We start from the raw sequence: 15,303 nt of genomic DNA, 5'->3' as shown, positions 1-15,303 counted from the left end.
ATATTGTCCTTTTCGCTGGCCAGCTTCAGGACTCTTTCATTCTACCAAGAGGCTATTTTTTTATTCAAACCTCATTTTTCTCCATTACAGGAATGCTGACCGTTACTTCAATAAGAAAAACTTCAAAGCAACAATCCTGTTATTAAACTCTTGCCCCTGATATAATGCTAATTCATTGTGTCTTGCTTAGTTTCAGGCTCCCATATAACAAATGCCCATTCTTCCATAGTAGTATTTTTCAGTGGTGCTGGATGGCACAGATATTCTTCCTCGACTTTATTTATATTGGGGAAATCAGCTATAACTTCTGTACAGGCAACACTTAACACTTCTTTTTCTTCTTCTGTTGGTTCCGTATCAAAGAAAGCCTGCCATATTAGCAAATTATTTATTTCTTTTACTCTTAATCCTTTTAATTTTTTTGGAATTGCACTGAATAGAGCTCTGTGTAAACTAAGTAATAACGAACTGTTCATTGATAAAACTCCTTTTACCTTATTCCACTCTTCTGCTCCGATAGTGATCAAGCACTATATCTTATAAAGCCCTTTCCATCAGATCTTACTGAAACCAATGGGTTTTCAGGACAATTCTCTCCTGTAAGAATACTTTCTTTATCAAGGTTTATTGATAGTTCTCTCATAAAATCAAACACCGTACTTGCTGCTCTGATATCTTTTACATCTTTTGGATCAATATCTAGTTCTAATTCTTCCTCTGAAAAGAAATGACAATTTATCAAAACACTGTTTAATTTTATCGACATTAGATGGATGGTCCCGTTCTCTTTATCTTTGAAGATGTTGGTAACAACTTTTTCTTTATACTCTGCTATTTGTCCATCTTTGTAAAAAAGAATTTCCCAAGGATTTGCGAGAACCCAATCATAAAATTTTTGCCAATCGTCTTTATCCGCATCAAGTACATAAATATCCCTCAGACTTCCATCAATAAAAAATACGTTTTCCAATACCTCATTTGTTATATGACTTTCCAATTCCTATCAATCCCGATCAAAGATTTGTATTTGTATTTTACTTCTTTTTATTGAAGTAAATTGTCTGTTACTTAACATCAATCATTTGTTTTCTCTAATAAGCTTTTTTGCCCTTTCATTTAAGCCATCCAGATTCTTATCATCATAGAGACTAATTGTAATCTCATGTTGATACGTTTCGTCATTTAAATGTCCATGATTAGGTTTATTTTCAAAGCTTTTCAACAGCCCCTCTAATGTATCTATCATTTCTCTAGCCTCATCAATGGTTAAAAATATAGAGACATTGTTAATTACGTTTTCGTTATCCTCATCAAATAAACGCATTTCTATCCTCCATAATTTTGTATTCCTATATCGTTCTTCAATTAACCTGTCTGTTAGTACAATAAAAAAAGAAGTTACCTTGCCAACCACTAGATCTTCAACTCTAGTATCTTTCAGAATAAATAGGCTGTCATTCTCTTGCTTTAATTAAGCACTTTTTTTAGACAAAAAACAAAACGGTCAGAAGAATTCCAAACGTGTAACCCATCGACAATGTAGCCCCTAAGCCACAACTTGCCGTTAATTCGTCTAAGATAAAAGCCTTTTGGAAAATTATCGTCTTTAGTTAGTATCTTCGATGCTACTGTGATAGATCCTGTTGGAGCTTGATGCTGCTGTAAGGGATTTCCCGAATCACCTTCAGGTTGATCCAGATACTCCAGTCTTAGATACGGTCCTAATTCAAGTGGACACAATTCCAAACCAAAATCTCTCACTTTATTGAAGATATGAGCAGTTGTAGCTCCTTCAGGAAAACCAAGGTTACCAACGGTTTTTTCAACAGTTTTCATGGTGTACTTTGAATCCAATGTCGGAAATTTATTATCATTTAAAAACTGCTCTCCATACTTAAAGTAATGCTGTCCGTTACTTTAAGCGTAATTATTAACAAACTTCAAAAAGCTCCCTTTGATTATTTATGAAAAAATGACATCATAGCCTATGTATCTAGCCATGATGTCATTAATTTAAATCTATAGAACTCCTGGCGTTATGAATAATCCGAACAATTTCTATACTCTCTTGTTTTATACGATAAATAATTCTGTAATTACTCATTATTTTTTCTCTAATCATATCACTATTCATCTCAGGAACTATTCTCCCAGAGTATGGGAAAACTGCCGTTGTTTCAATAGTTTCAATAATTCTTCTTGCGAATACTTTTGCATATTCATCAGAATCTTCAGCTATAAAACTGCATATTTGTTCTAGATCTCGCACTGCGGATTGAGCCCATCTTAGTTCAGCCATTTCCCAAGTTTCTCCTTAACTTCACTATGAGACATTGCCTTACCAGAGTTAAGCTCTCTAATGCCTTTTTCAATTTTGGACCTGTCATATAATTCCCTCATTATATCCTCGAGAGTTACATTTTCAGGTAAATCCTTTATCAATTTTATGATTTCTTCCTTTGTGCTCAACCTAAAACACCTCCTGTAGAATATTTTATTTTTATTATAAACCAAATTAAATTCCATAACATGACTATTACCTATAGTAATAGTCATCTATACCTCTTCAAGTTTTTTTATGACCTTATTCCACATACCTACACAGAACAATAAACTGTTCCACTAGGTACTATGTAATTTTCCATTCAAGTTAATCTTTTCATTTACAGACCCTTTGAACAATTTAATGAAATCCAAAGTGTGGTTAAGAAAATTCCGGCTCGATATCATCCTCCTCCAGGTTCTCTAGAAAATAAATAATCCGGAGAACCTTTTTTATGGCACATCCTGAGTCTGTTACTACATACCCTCTTATCTTTTTGAACAATCCCTGTCCGTTAGTTGAAAGAAGTTTTTTTTATAAATTATTCTCCTGTTATAAATCTTAAAAAAACACTTGAATAATCCCCATCAAGATGAACGTATTCACCAATACCTTTTACGACATTCACTCTATTGTTATTAGGACCTAACCAAATCCTGTATAAGACTGCTTTTGCATCAATTTTAGGGTTTTTAAATCGAAACACAAATTGGTAATCTGGTGGGTGTGCCATTTCCATCTTTGCTTTTTCCCATTTAGCATTATCTAACATTTCTTTTATCTTTTGGACATGGTCATTATTGTCTATTACTTTGTAGTCTTCATATTTATTTTCTTCGCCAATACGCTTTTGAACTTCTATTATTTGACCTTCATTAAAAAATGACCATATGTCACCGTGATTATTTGATTTTGTCAAAAAGTAGCATGCAATTCCAATCAATGCTAACGTTAGTATTGCAACAAGTAATATCATTAACCATTTTATTTCTTCTTTAGCATGATTGTTCATCTATACCTCCCCTCTCTTCAACTAATTTGTACGTTTAGTTCTTTAGTTTATCAAACATTAACGCTTTGATTTCAAAGATATCCGTTAATTCCTCAACCTTTTTACTAGTGCATCTATCCCAAAAGTCCTTTATTATAAATGCTCCAAACTCATGCAACAAGGTTCCAACGAAAAGTCTATCTATGAACTCTTCCAGTTCCATCCCCTTCATGAACTCTAAGGTAAGATCTCGGTCAAAATCAAACAAATCCATAATGATAGGTGGGTATTCGTACTCTACAGGAGCAATAGTACTATCTGCAAAGTCAATAATATACAGGCTTTCTTCTTCATCAATCATCACATTTTCCGCAGTTAAATCCCCGTGTACATACACCATATTTTCAATTTGCAGATCAGTTAAGACATCATAAATTTGTTTTTTAACAGATTCAGGGTATGGTGACCATTTTTCATTATGAATTGCCCTTTTTATCAAGTCATTTCCATCCACAAAATTGTTTGGTCTTCTATTTATTTTCTGTAAGTTAGTTTTTAACTCATGCACAAAACTAACCTTTTTATCAATTGAGCAATCTTTCAGTACTCGTCCCGCTTCTTTTCCTTTTATGTAGTCCATAATGATATACCTAAATAAGTACTTATCTTGTATATAAGAAGCCGCTATAACTCTTGGTGTATTGATTCCTTTCGCTATCGCTCTCTTCATAGCAGTAAGTTCGGCATGATAATAATAGTCCGTGTTTGCACTTGATTCGGTGGGTGCAAATATTTTAATTACATAGGACCCCACTTTGAATACTGCATTCGACCCCGGCGTTAGATGAGAAATCTGTTCATAACCCGTTAAGTTTTCCCTAATAAAAATTTCCTTAATGAGTTCTCGAAAATCTTCTATTGATTGAAAAACAGCTCCCCAGGAATTCCAATCTGTAATCGTTTTTCTAAACAAGTAGTTCATGGTAGCCTCCGTCATTTCTTTAATCCTTTTATTTTAAAAATCTATACAATGTGGATATATTCATTTCCTAAATTTCAGTTAAGATAAAGTATTCTTTCCCCTTTGCTCTCACCGAAATATTTCGATCATCTAATCTCCAATCTGTAAACCAAACACTTAATTCATCATTGATTTCAATAATATTTGAAAACTTCTGTAATGAATCATAGGAATATCCCACTGTCACCGTGTTTATTTTTGGGTTAGCGATTGCTCCGAATAAAACAGCATAATCCTTTTCTGGTAACGATACATATTCGTAGGTCATTTCCTTTCCTAAATCAGTTATTCTTCTGATATCCCCAAGGTTTTGCTCCCATTTCCACCCTGTGTACTCATTCTTATTGGCTAATCCAACCCGAATACCGCGTAAATCTCTTAACTTATAGAAAACAATATAATCCTTTTTATGAATATTGATTAGTTCAGAGTGTAAAACTTCAATATCGGAAATTCCTGCTTCATCCATAGCTTCTTCAAGAGTACTAGGTCCAGAAATCCTAACCTCAAAGATTAGAAGAAATAACATTACAGCACCTACTAGTAAAGCTAGTATTTTTTTATTGTTCATATGTCCTCCTTACAAAACACATTTTTACTACGAACAACAAACAACTACTTTCTTCATATCCTCTTCATTAACCCAAATTTCTCCGTTTTTGATTATGAAATCAATCTGTGCCTCTTCTAGTCGTTTGATTTGGGAGCTTTCCGTAACTGTCCAATACACATAATTCTTTTCTTCTGAACACCCTGTCAAAAATATAAAAAGTGTTAAGAACAAAAGCTGTTTTTTCATAAAGAACTCCTTTTCTTCAGTCCAGACTAATTAAGACGTATACCATTAGAACGGTTTTTATGAAATATTTGATAAAAATGCACTCTCCTTTTAATTGGAGCAAGCTCGTACAATGGCGATAAATATAATGACCAGAATTACGGAAACAATATTTACCAAACATCCAGTGCTAGGAGCACCCGTATAAGCACGAGCCCAAGCATTATTTAAAGTTCCCCCTGGATTCTTTTGCTGCTCTTTTTCTTGAAGCCTATCTCTGTAATCTTCGGACATTTTACCTCACCCTCACTTGTAGGTACTTAATCTATGAGATAATTTCTTTTATTACCTAGTTTTACCACAAACCATTGATATTTTCTTTCCGCTGAAAAATTGAATCTATCTAACTACCTATTTACGATATACGAAAAAGAAGCTGACATCCCCTACAAAGTCAACTTCTCTTCACATAACCTTCAGATAAGTTCATCTGTTTCACCATTTCTAAAACAACGCCGGCTGATTGATGGGCCGCTATTTCTTCAAAAGCCTCAAATGACATTTCAGCTTCTTCGTCTGCATTGTCCGAGATACTTCGAATGACGACAAATGGTACATCGTTTAGAAATGCCACATGCCCAATGGCAGAACCCTCCATTTCAACACAAGCCGGTTGGTAGGCTTCTTTAATGTCGTTCTTTAACTGGGTAGTGCTCACAAAGGCTTCCCCACTTACAATTCGCCCAATATGATGTTTGTTTTTCTCAAGTGTTGACATGCATGCCTCTTTTGCCATCTGAATCAGTTCACCGTTTGCTTGAAAAACCTCTTGAAAAGGGAACAAGCTCGTCATCTGATCTTTTCGTACATCGTGATGAGTTACATCTGAAGAAATCACTACATCACAAACCCTTATTTCGCTTCTAATGCTCCCTGCAATTCCGGTATTGATTATATAATTTACTCCGAATTTATCTATTAAAGCTTGGGTACAGGCTGCAGCATTGACCTTTCCGACTCCACAACAAGTTATGATTACTTCATTCCCATACAATTTCCCACAGTAGAATGGAAAACCTGCCACTGTTCTTTTTTCATGGGCGTCCATTTTTTCTAGTAATATATCAATTTCAACCTGCAAAGCACCCATAATACCGATTTTCTTCATGTATTCACCCCCTATTGTTATTGTTTTTTCTTATCTAGTTTCAAAATAATAATAATTAACAATCCGATTATGACCGTACTGTTTATCTGTTCAGCGAAAAATGCTTCATTTTCAAATGCAAAGGACATGATAACAGTATAAGCAATCAGTCCAACCAGTAAATACACCATCCATCGATCGTTTGACACGTTTCATCCCCCTAGAACCTTTTATTCAAACAACATAATCTGTGGATCTTTTCCCAAAACATGTACCATCATTGCGTGTAGCTGGCCACTATGGTGATACATATGAGCCACTATTTCTAATAACCACTCATACCTAGTGTACCTCACTCCCCAATAGGAAGTTGTTGTTGTCTGTAGGTCAGCCTCTGATAGATTTCTATAGTTGCCTATAAGAGATTCATAGTTTTGAAAGAGTCCCCGTTCAATTTCTTGTATAGTTTTATAAGAAAGGGTTGCGTAATACTCATCCATTTCTTCCCAAGTCGCCTCATTAGAAATTTTCCAATCTGCCTCACAGATGGTGGCTAAATGCTCAAGTAGCTCACCCACGGAGTATTTATTTGGTGTAGGTCGTCTCAATAGGTCGTCTTCTGTAAGATTCCTCATTATTTCGACTACTGTCTGTACACAAATTCCTATTTGGTTTAAAGCACTTTTACAATATGTATCCATTGGTTACATCCTAACTTTCGTTTACTCATGAATATTTTACCAAAAGAAAAAAGGGAGCACTAGACAATGCCCCTTTACGTAGTGGAGATATCTTCTTTATTTTTCGTTCTCACAGACGCAATAATCAACCGACACACTAGAAATTTAATGATTAAACTGATGAAGGAATGGTACCAATCCCACCCCTTTTTCCATGTAATTAAATCTGTCTTTCTTTCAGCAATGGTTTCTACGATTACTTGAGGGATAATAAACGGAAAGAGTTTTAGGAATATCCCTATTGGTTTACTATTTAAAGTCCATTGATTGTAATACAAAAGCATGAGTGGATATTGGATATAGTCAAACGGTAAATGGATTTTAAATTTTTTGGGTAGTGGTCTAATGTTGTATTTTAAATAACCTTTTGAAACGAGGTAGCGATCTGCTAAAGAATTTCCTATTAAGCTGACCAAATAAACAATTAACCAATCTTTAAAGGAACGTTTGACGATTGCAAAAGGTAATAAGGTTAAGCAAATTATAGTCGTAATAATTAAAAAGGCAGCTGATATTTTTTTCTTTCTTTTGGTCATGGCAAACACCTCACAAATAGTTTGCCGTTAATAGATCTAGATATGTACGAGTCGCTTTATGAAAGTGAAAAAAGCCTCTTTCATGGGAGGCTTTTCTAGTGTCTAAATCATTTTGCTCTTGGATATAATTGAAATTGAAATAATTAAAATAGAAAAGGTTGTTTGAATGTATCTTTTATTAGTTGTTTCTGTGTACGTTGTATTCGCCTATTATTTTGTTGACTGGAAAAATTGGCGAAAATATTACCCTACTGTTCAGTACTTTATTATTTGTAATTTGCTATATAATTTTATTTTTTATAATCATACACTTTGGAAATATAAGGCCGTTACGGTTAGCTGGTTAAATCATACATTGATAGAGATTGCCTTCTCATTCTTTATTGTCCCTATTGTACTTATGATCTATCTAAGATATTATCCGGCCGGAAAAAAACAATACGTTTACGTTTCTATATGGATTGCCTATTTCACTTCTATTGAGTACCTATTTCACAAAAAAGGATTATTTCCTTATGAAAATGGTTGGAATTTGTTTTGGTCGTTTATTTTTAATATCATTCTTTTTATAGTTGTCAGGATTCATTATAAAAATCCTCTAGTTGCTATTGCCGTTTCCATTCCAATCATCCTTATTTTATTATCTTTATTCCATCCAACTTTAGAGGAATTAAAGTAATTGGCGGTGGTTATTTGTCGACCCCTTTATTTATAGTACTTCTACTTTTCATTTATATTTGTATGATGATCTATTTGTATAAGAAAAAGGGCTAAGTTCTTCTTTTTTCATGCATATACTTCATCCATTTTTTCTGTTTGTATCCGCACCATACGTATCCCACGGCTGATATCACAGTAACTCCCACAGAGAGATTGGCTACCAACGGATGTACAGCGTATATCCCTACTCCTAAACCAGCAAATCCAAATAAAAACAATTGAAATAACCGGTTTTTATTGTTTTCATATATCGTAAATTGAAAGCTTCTTCTTTGTTCGGTCTCTTTCATTTGTTCAAGTCTTTGTGGTGCCTCTAAAAAATCAGTGACAGCGTGTGCCAGTTTAAATATAGGCTGTGATTGGAGCCACTGCCAAACAAATGCCCATTTGTTGTTCCCTTGTTTGTTAAACCACTCCATAAAGACCGGTTTCCCTAATTCCAGCAGTTCCTCTTCAGGAGCCAAATTTCTCAGGATTCCTTCTATCGTTATAAAAGATCTGCCTAAAAATACAAATCGAGTTGGAACCTGAATAGGCAAAGCTTGAATGATATCGTTCATTTCCATCTTTAATGCGACCAAATTCATTTCCTTTAATTGTGATGGATGGAATGAAGTAAACTCCGCAAGCAAACGTTCCATCGTTCTAGCATCCGCTTCGGGAAGGAGGAACCCTAGTCGGGAAAGGCAATCTACTGCTTTTGAATAATTTTTCGCCAACAAGCTTTGAATCAATTCTTGAAAATTGGTAGCATCCCTCTTTGTAATTTCTCCAACCATGCCAAAATCAAGGAGTATGATTTTTCCCTCTTTTGATACTAAAATGTTCCCTGTATGAGGATCTGCATGAAACATTCCAGGCTCTAGCCATTGTGGGAGGAAAAGCTTTAATAATCGCTGGCTCAACTCTTGACGATTGATTTGTAATCGATCCATTTCCTCATAGTTTGTAAGTCTTATCCCCTCTACCCACTCCATAACAATTACTTTAGGGGTAGAGCGTTCAGGATACGTTGTCGGGATTTTTACAAAATCTAATTCTTTAAAACGTTCATGGAATGACTCAATCGTATTGATTTCGGTAGTGTAATCTAACTCCCGCTCAATCACCTGTTTCAGTTCTTCAAATAGTACTTTAAAGTTAATAAAACCTTTGGGTATAGGTACAAACCGATCTGCAAACCAAAGAATTATCTTAAGGGTTCTGAAGTCAGTTTGAACAATTTCATCAATGTGAGGGCGCTTCACTTTTATAGCAACCTCTGTCCCATCCCAAAGCACCCCTTTGTATACTTCTCCAATAGAAGCAGAAGCAACCGCATCCATTTCAATGGATTCTAGTATTTCGTTTGGGTGCTGTTTCCATTCCTTTGTTAAGATGGATTCGATTTCACTCCACTTAGAAGGTGGGACACGATCGGTTAAATCTTCAATTTGTTTGATAAAAGCAGTCGGTAGTAAATCTCCTCGTGTACTTAGTATTTGCCCAATTTTTATTAGAAGACCCTCTAATTCAAACAATGTTTTTCGAAACCGTGCTCCAATTTTCCCCCATAATTTCTCCCATTCAGCTTGATCCTTTCGGCGAATTTTATACCAAAAGATTTGAAGGAATATAACAAAAGCCATTGAGAGAACTTTAGCCGTACGGAAAAACTTATTATTTTTTTTCATAAGTATTCCTCTTTCTATCGTTCCGTATCTTTAAACGATGGATTCATTATCTAATCTACGGTTAAGTTGGCAACAGGTTTCAATTTTTCATATGTTCAATGATTTTCTGAAGAATTCTCTTACTCTCTTGATCTTTATCCCGCGGCTTCCGACCGATTTGCTCGTATACTTGTTTTTCTTCCAAAAGCTGTTGTGGACTCACCACCCGCATCGATATTCCGTTCAATTGGTACAAACCAGGAGGCAATGAATCAGCTCTCCAAAGCCATTCGGGAAGGTTATGAGGAGAGATACTTCCATCTGTCTGTGTCATATATAAAAATTGAATATCCACTTCATTTTTACGAAAGTCAGTCTGACGGTCACTTATTGGTAATCGCTCAAATCCCTCTTTAACCAAGGCTTCTTCCATTACTTCACGATTTGAAACCCAAGTAACCAAATCTAAATCTTCATGGGAACGTGTAATTCCACCTAAAAGGAAATCGATTGCCCAACCCCCTCGTAGCCATATATGGATATCATTAGATTCACATATACGGTTTACTTCATTTAGGATCTGTAACTGTGAATCTGTTTGTAAGATTTCTTCGTTGGTCATCTTCTCAACCTTCATTTCCACTAGCAAATTGATATACTTTAAAACCTCCATTATCTGAGGACAATCTTAAAATATTCTGATCCTCAGGTATCCCTTTAAAATAAGCACCAATACAACCGGTTGTACACCTGTGTCCAGAAATTAAAATGTTTACTTGCTTTTGGCCGTGCTCTTTTTCGAGATCTTTCATAAAATGAAAGACTCGCTCCACATAACTATACATATCCTCAACCCCTTTATAAACACTGGGGTCCGGGATAGCTCCTTTAAGTTTTACTTCCTCTTTTTTTAATCCGTCTGCTTCTCCTAAATCAAAAACATCTAACCTTGAATCCACCAGAGCTTTAGACCCTGTAGCGATTTCTGCAGTTTGAATGGCTCTTTCTTGTGGAGATGAAAACACATAATCAAAGTGAATCCCATTCAGTTCTTCTTTTAACTGTTGGGCTTGCTGGATTCCTTCTTCATTCAGCGGTAGCCCTTCTCGTCCTTGGAGTCGTCCTTCTTTATTCCAATCGGTTTGTCCGTGTCGGATTACATAAATCATACTAATCTCCTGTTCTCATTTTTTTGCTCTTTTAATGCCCACTTTTGAGCATCTTTAACAAGCTGGTCCACGAATTCTTGCTTTTCTTCTTGATATTTGTGGTGAATATCTGGATATTTTTCTAGTAATGATTGTTTTAATTGTCCGTATTGCTTGGCTATATCGGGGTTTTCTAAGAGGTAAGCCTGAAAGTTAAGGTGAATCTGTATGTTCTCATTCCCCTTATGATAAACGTGTACGTGGTGGGTACGTTGTTCTCCACCTTTTGAAAAATAACGTCTACCGGGGATTCCGTTTTCACTTTTGGGAGAGTATCCAAGTTGAGTCATTTTATTATTGAGTGGATCGACTTGTTCAATATCTTCTACCACTATCAATATATCAATAATGGGTTTTGCAAAACCAATCGTTGGAATTGAGGTGCTACCAATGTGGAAGATGTCGATTATGATATCTTTGAAGATTTCTTTTAAGGCACTCGCTTCCACTTTGTACTTTTGGCCCCACTCCTCCGACCAGGGCTGGACGTTTGTTCTTCTCACTATCATCTTCCTTTACTATGTTTCTATTAAAGGGTTCATGAATATCTTTTACGCGGAAAACTACAATATAATGCGTAGGTATTATTATATTTTACCATAATCATCCAGAATTTCTTACTAAATGTTGGTAGAAATAATAGTTCTCAGCTTTTCGTGACCTGATCTGTTTTGAATCGTTAATGGAGGGGACGTTTCTCGTCTTTTCGTGACCTCCTCCGTTATGAATCGTTAATGGAGGGGACGTTTCTCGCTTTCTCGTGACCTCCTCCGCAATGAATCGTTAATAGAGGGAACGTTTCCTGCTTTTTCGTGACCTCTCCCACTATGAATCGTTAATGGAGAGAACGTTTCTCGCTTTATCGTGACCTTTTCCTCTAAGAATCGCAAACAATGGGAACTTTTCCCCGCTTATCTTTAATCCGTTGCTCCAAAATTCAAATAAAAAACGACCCCCTCTGGATCGTTCTATGTCTTTTAGTTAAACGAAGCAAAAAGATTCGGCTCCTACCTCATTAGTTGCTACTTCCCACACCTTTTTCCATCATCTGATTCCCTTTTCCTAAATAAAATTCAACCGTTGATTCATTAACATTTGTCAGCATCTTATTTAATTCAATGCCGAACTCAACAAAAGCATGTCCTTGTGCTGTCAGGATGTTTTGATACTTGACTGTCGGGCTATAATGAAAAGTTTCTTCAGGAAACGACCCTAAAAATTCCCTTTGTTGTTTTGAAAGAGTGACCGTGTACGGTACATCTTCCAAAATGCCTGCCTTCGCAGCAACGAAGACTCCACTACAGATTGCCCCAACCACTTTTCCATTTTCACTAATTGATCTAACCAGTTCGAACAATTTAGTCGCTTCAGCAATAGACTTCAAATCTCCTCCCGGTATCATAATGACGTCATATTCCCTTGTATCAATTTCATCTATTGTATAGTCAGGAATAGTTGTTAAACCGGCTTCTGATTTACAAGGATTTTTATCAATTGAAACAGTATGTAAGTCATGCGTTCCTCTTAGCATGGAGATAGCCACCGAAACTTCAAATTCGCAGTACCCGGTAAAAACCAGCAGTAGTGCTTTTCGTCGCTCCATAAAATTCCCTCCCCTATGTGCCACTAGTTGAAAAGCTTCATATCTTTCTATCTAGTTTTACGGTAAATTCAGGTCTCGTCACATATTCCATGTACTGAACGTCACCTGTAAATTCTAAATATGCTTTGAATCTAGTTTGAATAGCTGGGGCCGTTATGAAGTCTAGAACTTCATTTTTGGGAACCCATTTACTTTCCGTTGTCTCTTCGGAAGTGGTCAACTCACCACCTATGGGAGTGCCGACAAAATCCATCATCACTTTTGTTGGTATATCAGTCACTCCATCATACCCCTTATATGTGACTGTATTTGAATAGACGCCAATCAAACGTGAAACCTCAATGTCAATGCCACTCTCTTCCTTCACTTCCCTCATTAACCCGTCTATCAGGTTCTCTCCTACTTCAACTTGACCACCTGGAAAAACCCAACCACCGTGATGCGTCTTTACTAAAAGAATATTTCCCTTGTTATCTTCTATAATTCCACCACAAGCAACGATATGTGTAGGCATACTCATTATTAGTTCCTCCTTTCGCTATTCAGGGTCGCGTATGGCCAACATTTATTCGCGTATAGCCAAATTCACCTACCATTTCCAACTTAATCCTCACATTCCAACTTTCCGGCCACCCTTGAACAAACTCCAAACAAAGCCCACCCCTACTAGAATCCCGATCACAACACAAGCATAGACCACTATTAGTAACAAAAGCGGAACCGTTGCTAGTCCGTGAAACAAGTGATCCCATACGATTGCGAACATCACAATCCAGCCCGCTGTACTTAAAAAGCCATTGAATGTTTTTTTCACTTTTTTCCAATCATGTTTCATTAAAGTACCTATAACTTGAATGAGTCCACCAACTGCTAAGGTGATAAATGCGAGTGTTCTTATAGAAAACGGAGAAATGGCTGCTGCCATGCTTCCAAAGACGACACCTACTATGCCAAGTAGGAAGTACAAGTATTTTTGAATTTTTTCCTGTTTGATTTTAGTATTCATTTTACTTTCACCTCATGAAATCATTTCCAATTTTACGATATCATACAAACTTGTGAAGCAACACATTTTTTCCAAACAATGGCACATAATTTCTGATGCAAAATACATAATAGCTGTGAAGGATGTGATTTTTTGGACAAAGATATTGTAATAGAAGAACTCAACACACTATTAAGAGGAACTTACATGGGGATTCGCTCATATGAACACTATATCCAGAAGGTAAAGGATCCCGAGTATAAGAGAAAGTTTCAATCCATGCAGCAAGAAATAAAAAATAGCGCAGAGAAACTGGCCACACGAATTCAGGATTTAGGTGGAGTCCCTGCTGACAGTGAAGGTTTTTCAGGATCCATGCATAGCTATATGCATCAAGTCATGCTTTCAGACGATACCGGAAAAATTCTGCAGGATGCTATAAAGGGATTGGAAGAATACGGTGTTCAGTATTCAGAAGAAGTGGTTCGTGGGGACCTAGATCCTGAAAGCAGACAATTGGTCGAAGAAGTTTTAGATGTGAATCGAAGACAAGCAGACGAACTCCGAAGTATGCTTCATTAGTTTTAAACAGAGCTTACTTACTTCAAACTCATTGAAAGTAGGTAAGCCCCACTACCAATCTCCAAAAAAAGAGCGATGGATCCCACCGCACCTAGCTTCATTCTACATACCTCTTCTATATAGAAAATTACCCTTTTTGCATAACAGCAAAATAGTTTTCTTCATAATCTGCAAAATTAAATACTTTTCCGGTAGGCATATTTACAATTTCACCTACTGTAATATTATGGGACAACAGGTCGCTTCGTAATTGTTCAATATCTTCCGTAAAGAACATGAGTGAAGGTGTGCCTAGATTCATGTCTGGTTCCATTTCTGCTACGAACTTTTTGTTATGAAGAACAATACTGGTCCCTGCATCTTTTGATGAGGCAACCTCAATCCATCTCATCCCATTACCGTTATTATCTTCTGCTAGCACACTAAAGCCTAGAATCTCAGTCCAAAATTTCACTGACTCATCCTGATTATCAACGTAAAGCATGATTTGACCTAATTTCATAAACACATTTCAACTCCTAACCTACTTAGATAGATTGCTTTCATCCATAAATAAAACTTCCCACAAATGTCCATCTAGATCTTGAAACCCCCATTGGTACATAAAACCATGGTCCTGAGAATCACTGGATGGTTTCCCTCCCGCTTCAAGAGCTCTTTTTACAATATCATTCACCTGGTCTTTACTCTCGGCGGATAGAGATACGATTACTTCCGTATGTTTTGTAGAATCTGCGATTTCTTTTGTTGTAAAGTTTTTGAAATGTTTTTCAGTCAGTAGCATAGAAAAGATATGATCGTTAATTTTCATACAAGCTGCATCTTCATTCGTGAATTGTGCTACAAACTCAACTCCAAGTTTAGAGAAGAATTCCATCGTTTGATTCAGATTTTTAACAGGTAAATTCACAAATACTTTGTCAGCTTTCATAACGCATTCTCCTTTCGTTCCCAGTATTCTTTTAACTTTACACTCGGTAAGTTACAACTTAAATGTAAAATATAACTTACCATTTG

Annotated in this window: 25 protein-coding genes and 1 pseudogene; 2 read left to right on the top strand and 24 right to left on the bottom strand. The window is 36.1% G+C overall.

Features of this window, described 5'->3' with window-relative positions:
- Positions 1–167: 167 nt before the first annotated feature.
- The 15 genes and pseudogenes from ABDZ91_RS15620 to ABDZ91_RS15550 all read right to left on the bottom strand — a co-directional run bounded on the left by ABDZ91_RS15620 (position 168) and on the right by ABDZ91_RS15550 (position 7,536).
- Entirely contained in the window at positions 168–476 is a 309-nt protein-coding gene (locus tag ABDZ91_RS15620) for a MafI2 family immunity protein (RefSeq protein ID WP_343800664.1), read from the bottom strand.
- Between the two features lie 47 nt (positions 477–523).
- Positions 524–997: a hypothetical protein gene (locus tag ABDZ91_RS15615; protein WP_343800661.1), complete on the bottom strand. Its 474-nt coding sequence runs from the start codon at positions 995–997 to the stop codon at positions 524–526.
- An 81-nt stretch (positions 998–1,078) separates the two neighbouring features.
- Entirely contained in the window at positions 1,079–1,324 is a 246-nt protein-coding gene (locus ABDZ91_RS15610) for a hypothetical protein (RefSeq protein WP_343800658.1), read from the bottom strand.
- 143 nt (positions 1,325–1,467) lie between these two features.
- Positions 1,468–1,896 (bottom strand): annotated as a pseudogene (locus ABDZ91_RS15605) (helicase); the annotation flags it as partial.
- Between the two features lie 112 nt (positions 1,897–2,008).
- On the bottom strand, positions 2,009–2,299 hold the full coding sequence (locus tag ABDZ91_RS15600; RefSeq protein WP_343800655.1) for a type II toxin-antitoxin system RelE/ParE family toxin: 291 nt from the start codon (positions 2,297–2,299) through the stop codon (positions 2,009–2,011).
- Positions 2,287–2,556 carry a hypothetical protein gene (locus ABDZ91_RS15595; protein WP_343800652.1) on the bottom strand — a complete coding sequence of 90 codons (270 nt, stop codon included), beginning with the start codon at positions 2,554–2,556 and terminating at the stop codon, positions 2,287–2,289. Before ABDZ91_RS15595 ends, ABDZ91_RS15600 begins: the two co-directional genes overlap by 13 nt.
- Positions 2,557–2,864: 308 nt before the next feature.
- Positions 2,865–3,335 carry a YhfM domain-containing protein gene (locus ABDZ91_RS15590; RefSeq protein ID WP_343800649.1) on the bottom strand — a complete coding sequence of 157 codons (471 nt, stop codon included), beginning with the start codon at positions 3,333–3,335 and terminating at the stop codon, positions 2,865–2,867.
- Between the two features lie 34 nt (positions 3,336–3,369).
- Positions 3,370–4,296: an aminoglycoside phosphotransferase family protein gene (locus ABDZ91_RS15585; RefSeq protein ID WP_343800646.1), complete on the bottom strand. Its 927-nt coding sequence runs from the start codon at positions 4,294–4,296 to the stop codon at positions 3,370–3,372.
- 67 nt (positions 4,297–4,363) lie between these two features.
- A complete protein-coding gene (locus ABDZ91_RS15580) occupies positions 4,364–4,906 on the bottom strand; it encodes a hypothetical protein (RefSeq protein ID WP_343800643.1) in 543 nt (180 codons plus the stop codon).
- Positions 4,907–4,933: 27 nt separating this feature from the next.
- Complete coding sequence (locus ABDZ91_RS15575) at positions 4,934–5,134, bottom strand: hypothetical protein (protein WP_343800640.1); 201 nt, start codon at positions 5,132–5,134, stop codon at positions 4,934–4,936.
- A gap of 90 nt (positions 5,135–5,224) precedes the next feature.
- Positions 5,225–5,407 carry a hypothetical protein gene (locus ABDZ91_RS15570; RefSeq protein ID WP_343800637.1) on the bottom strand — a complete coding sequence of 61 codons (183 nt, stop codon included), beginning with the start codon at positions 5,405–5,407 and terminating at the stop codon, positions 5,225–5,227.
- Between the two features lie 160 nt (positions 5,408–5,567).
- Positions 5,568–6,281, bottom strand: a complete 714-nt coding sequence (locus ABDZ91_RS15565; RefSeq protein ID WP_343800634.1) for a 5'-methylthioadenosine/adenosylhomocysteine nucleosidase — start codon at positions 6,279–6,281, stop codon at positions 5,568–5,570.
- Positions 6,282–6,298: 17 nt separating this feature from the next.
- Entirely contained in the window at positions 6,299–6,469 is a 171-nt protein-coding gene (locus tag ABDZ91_RS15560; protein ID WP_343800631.1) for a hypothetical protein, read from the bottom strand.
- A 21-nt stretch (positions 6,470–6,490) separates the two neighbouring features.
- Entirely contained in the window at positions 6,491–6,961 is a 471-nt protein-coding gene (locus tag ABDZ91_RS15555) for a DinB family protein (RefSeq protein ID WP_343800629.1), read from the bottom strand.
- Between the two features lie 74 nt (positions 6,962–7,035).
- A complete protein-coding gene (locus ABDZ91_RS15550; RefSeq protein WP_343800626.1) occupies positions 7,036–7,536 on the bottom strand; it encodes a CBO0543 family protein in 501 nt (166 codons plus the stop codon).
- A gap of 166 nt (positions 7,537–7,702) precedes the next feature.
- Between ABDZ91_RS15550 and ABDZ91_RS15545 the strand changes: the two genes are divergently transcribed.
- On the top strand, positions 7,703–8,215 hold the full coding sequence (locus ABDZ91_RS15545) for a CBO0543 family protein (RefSeq protein ID WP_343800623.1): 513 nt from the start codon (positions 7,703–7,705) through the stop codon (positions 8,213–8,215).
- A gap of 91 nt (positions 8,216–8,306) precedes the next feature.
- Here the strand turns inward: ABDZ91_RS15545 and ABDZ91_RS15540 are convergent, their stop codons facing one another.
- The 7 genes from ABDZ91_RS15540 to ABDZ91_RS15510 form a co-directional block, all read right to left on the bottom strand.
- Positions 8,307–9,929, bottom strand: coding sequence for an ABC1 kinase family protein (locus ABDZ91_RS15540; RefSeq protein WP_343800620.1), 1,623 nt, complete (start codon positions 9,927–9,929; stop codon positions 8,307–8,309).
- Between the two features lie 79 nt (positions 9,930–10,008).
- Complete coding sequence (locus ABDZ91_RS15535) at positions 10,009–10,530, bottom strand: nucleotidyltransferase domain-containing protein (RefSeq protein ID WP_343800618.1); 522 nt, start codon at positions 10,528–10,530, stop codon at positions 10,009–10,011.
- 4 nt (positions 10,531–10,534) lie between these two features.
- Positions 10,535–11,077: a histidine phosphatase family protein gene (locus tag ABDZ91_RS15530; protein ID WP_343800617.1), complete on the bottom strand. Its 543-nt coding sequence runs from the start codon at positions 11,075–11,077 to the stop codon at positions 10,535–10,537.
- Positions 11,074–11,619 (bottom strand): GrpB family protein, encoded by a 546-nt coding sequence (locus ABDZ91_RS15525; protein ID WP_343800615.1) that lies wholly within the window; start codon positions 11,617–11,619, stop codon positions 11,074–11,076. Before ABDZ91_RS15525 ends, ABDZ91_RS15530 begins: the two co-directional genes overlap by 4 nt.
- A gap of 512 nt (positions 11,620–12,131) precedes the next feature.
- Positions 12,132–12,719: a DJ-1/PfpI family protein gene (locus tag ABDZ91_RS15520; RefSeq protein ID WP_343800612.1), complete on the bottom strand. Its 588-nt coding sequence runs from the start codon at positions 12,717–12,719 to the stop codon at positions 12,132–12,134.
- 37 nt (positions 12,720–12,756) lie between these two features.
- Positions 12,757–13,239: an NUDIX hydrolase gene (locus ABDZ91_RS15515; protein ID WP_343800609.1), complete on the bottom strand. Its 483-nt coding sequence runs from the start codon at positions 13,237–13,239 to the stop codon at positions 12,757–12,759.
- Between the two features lie 90 nt (positions 13,240–13,329).
- Positions 13,330–13,725: a DUF1129 domain-containing protein gene (locus ABDZ91_RS15510; RefSeq protein ID WP_343800606.1), complete on the bottom strand. Its 396-nt coding sequence runs from the start codon at positions 13,723–13,725 to the stop codon at positions 13,330–13,332.
- A gap of 132 nt (positions 13,726–13,857) precedes the next feature.
- Here ABDZ91_RS15510 and ABDZ91_RS15505 point away from each other — a divergent pair, with 132 nt between their 5' ends.
- Complete coding sequence (locus ABDZ91_RS15505; RefSeq protein WP_343800603.1) at positions 13,858–14,286, top strand: DUF2383 domain-containing protein; 429 nt, start codon at positions 13,858–13,860, stop codon at positions 14,284–14,286.
- Positions 14,287–14,413: 127 nt separating this feature from the next.
- Here the strand turns inward: ABDZ91_RS15505 and ABDZ91_RS15500 are convergent, their stop codons facing one another.
- The gene (locus ABDZ91_RS15500; protein WP_343800600.1) at positions 14,414–14,794 is read right to left on the bottom strand and encodes a VOC family protein; all 381 of its coding nucleotides are present in this window, start codon (positions 14,792–14,794) and stop codon (positions 14,414–14,416) included.
- Positions 14,795–14,809: 15 nt separating this feature from the next.
- Positions 14,810–15,217, bottom strand: a complete 408-nt coding sequence (locus ABDZ91_RS15495; protein ID WP_343800597.1) for a VOC family protein — start codon at positions 15,215–15,217, stop codon at positions 14,810–14,812.
- Positions 15,218–15,303: the final 86 nt, after the last annotated feature.

The sequence above is a fragment of the Bacillus carboniphilus genome, from assembly GCF_039522365.1.
Taxonomy (GTDB): domain Bacteria; phylum Bacillota; class Bacilli; order Bacillales; family JC228; genus Bacillus_BF; species Bacillus_BF carboniphilus.
The sequence above is the reverse complement of the archived record's forward strand: the minus strand, read 5'-3'. Positions and strand labels throughout refer to the sequence as shown.

Bases quoted from the DNA above. Each gene is read 5' to 3' on its own strand.
- ABDZ91_RS15620 (WP_343800664.1), bottom strand. From the start codon at position 476: ATGAACAGTTCGTTATTACTTAGTTTACACAGAGCTCTATTCAGTGCA.
- ABDZ91_RS15610 (WP_343800658.1), bottom strand. From the start codon at position 1,324: ATGCGTTTATTTGATGAGGATAACGAAAACGTAATTAACAATGTCTCT.
- ABDZ91_RS15600 (WP_343800655.1), bottom strand. From the start codon at position 2,299: ATGGCTGAACTAAGATGGGCTCAATCCGCAGTGCGAGATCTAGAACAA.
- ABDZ91_RS15595 (WP_343800652.1), bottom strand. From the start codon at position 2,556: ATGACTATTACTATAGGTAATAGTCATGTTATGGAATTTAATTTGGTT.
- ABDZ91_RS15590 (WP_343800649.1), bottom strand. From the start codon at position 3,335: ATGAACAATCATGCTAAAGAAGAAATAAAATGGTTAATGATATTACTT.
- ABDZ91_RS15585 (WP_343800646.1), bottom strand. From the start codon at position 4,296: ATGAACTACTTGTTTAGAAAAACGATTACAGATTGGAATTCCTGGGGA.
- ABDZ91_RS15580 (WP_343800643.1), bottom strand. From the start codon at position 4,906: ATGAACAATAAAAAAATACTAGCTTTACTAGTAGGTGCTGTAATGTTA.
- ABDZ91_RS15575 (WP_343800640.1), bottom strand. From the start codon at position 5,134: ATGAAAAAACAGCTTTTGTTCTTAACACTTTTTATATTTTTGACAGGG.
- ABDZ91_RS15570 (WP_343800637.1), bottom strand. From the start codon at position 5,407: ATGTCCGAAGATTACAGAGATAGGCTTCAAGAAAAAGAGCAGCAAAAG.
- ABDZ91_RS15565 (WP_343800634.1), bottom strand. From the start codon at position 6,281: ATGAAGAAAATCGGTATTATGGGTGCTTTGCAGGTTGAAATTGATATA.
- ABDZ91_RS15555 (WP_343800629.1), bottom strand. From the start codon at position 6,961: ATGGATACATATTGTAAAAGTGCTTTAAACCAAATAGGAATTTGTGTA.
- ABDZ91_RS15550 (WP_343800626.1), bottom strand. From the start codon at position 7,536: ATGACCAAAAGAAAGAAAAAAATATCAGCTGCCTTTTTAATTATTACG.
- ABDZ91_RS15545 (WP_343800623.1), top strand. From the start codon at position 7,703: ATGTATCTTTTATTAGTTGTTTCTGTGTACGTTGTATTCGCCTATTAT.
- ABDZ91_RS15540 (WP_343800620.1), bottom strand. From the start codon at position 9,929: ATGAAAAAAAATAATAAGTTTTTCCGTACGGCTAAAGTTCTCTCAATG.
- ABDZ91_RS15535 (WP_343800618.1), bottom strand. From the start codon at position 10,530: ATGACCAACGAAGAAATCTTACAAACAGATTCACAGTTACAGATCCTA.
- ABDZ91_RS15530 (WP_343800617.1), bottom strand. From the start codon at position 11,077: ATGATTTATGTAATCCGACACGGACAAACCGATTGGAATAAAGAAGGA.
- ABDZ91_RS15520 (WP_343800612.1), bottom strand. From the start codon at position 12,719: ATGGAGCGACGAAAAGCACTACTGCTGGTTTTTACCGGGTACTGCGAA.
- ABDZ91_RS15515 (WP_343800609.1), bottom strand. From the start codon at position 13,239: ATGAGTATGCCTACACATATCGTTGCTTGTGGTGGAATTATAGAAGAT.
- ABDZ91_RS15510 (WP_343800606.1), bottom strand. From the start codon at position 13,725: ATGAATACTAAAATCAAACAGGAAAAAATTCAAAAATACTTGTACTTC.
- ABDZ91_RS15495 (WP_343800597.1), bottom strand. From the start codon at position 15,217: ATGAAAGCTGACAAAGTATTTGTGAATTTACCTGTTAAAAATCTGAAT.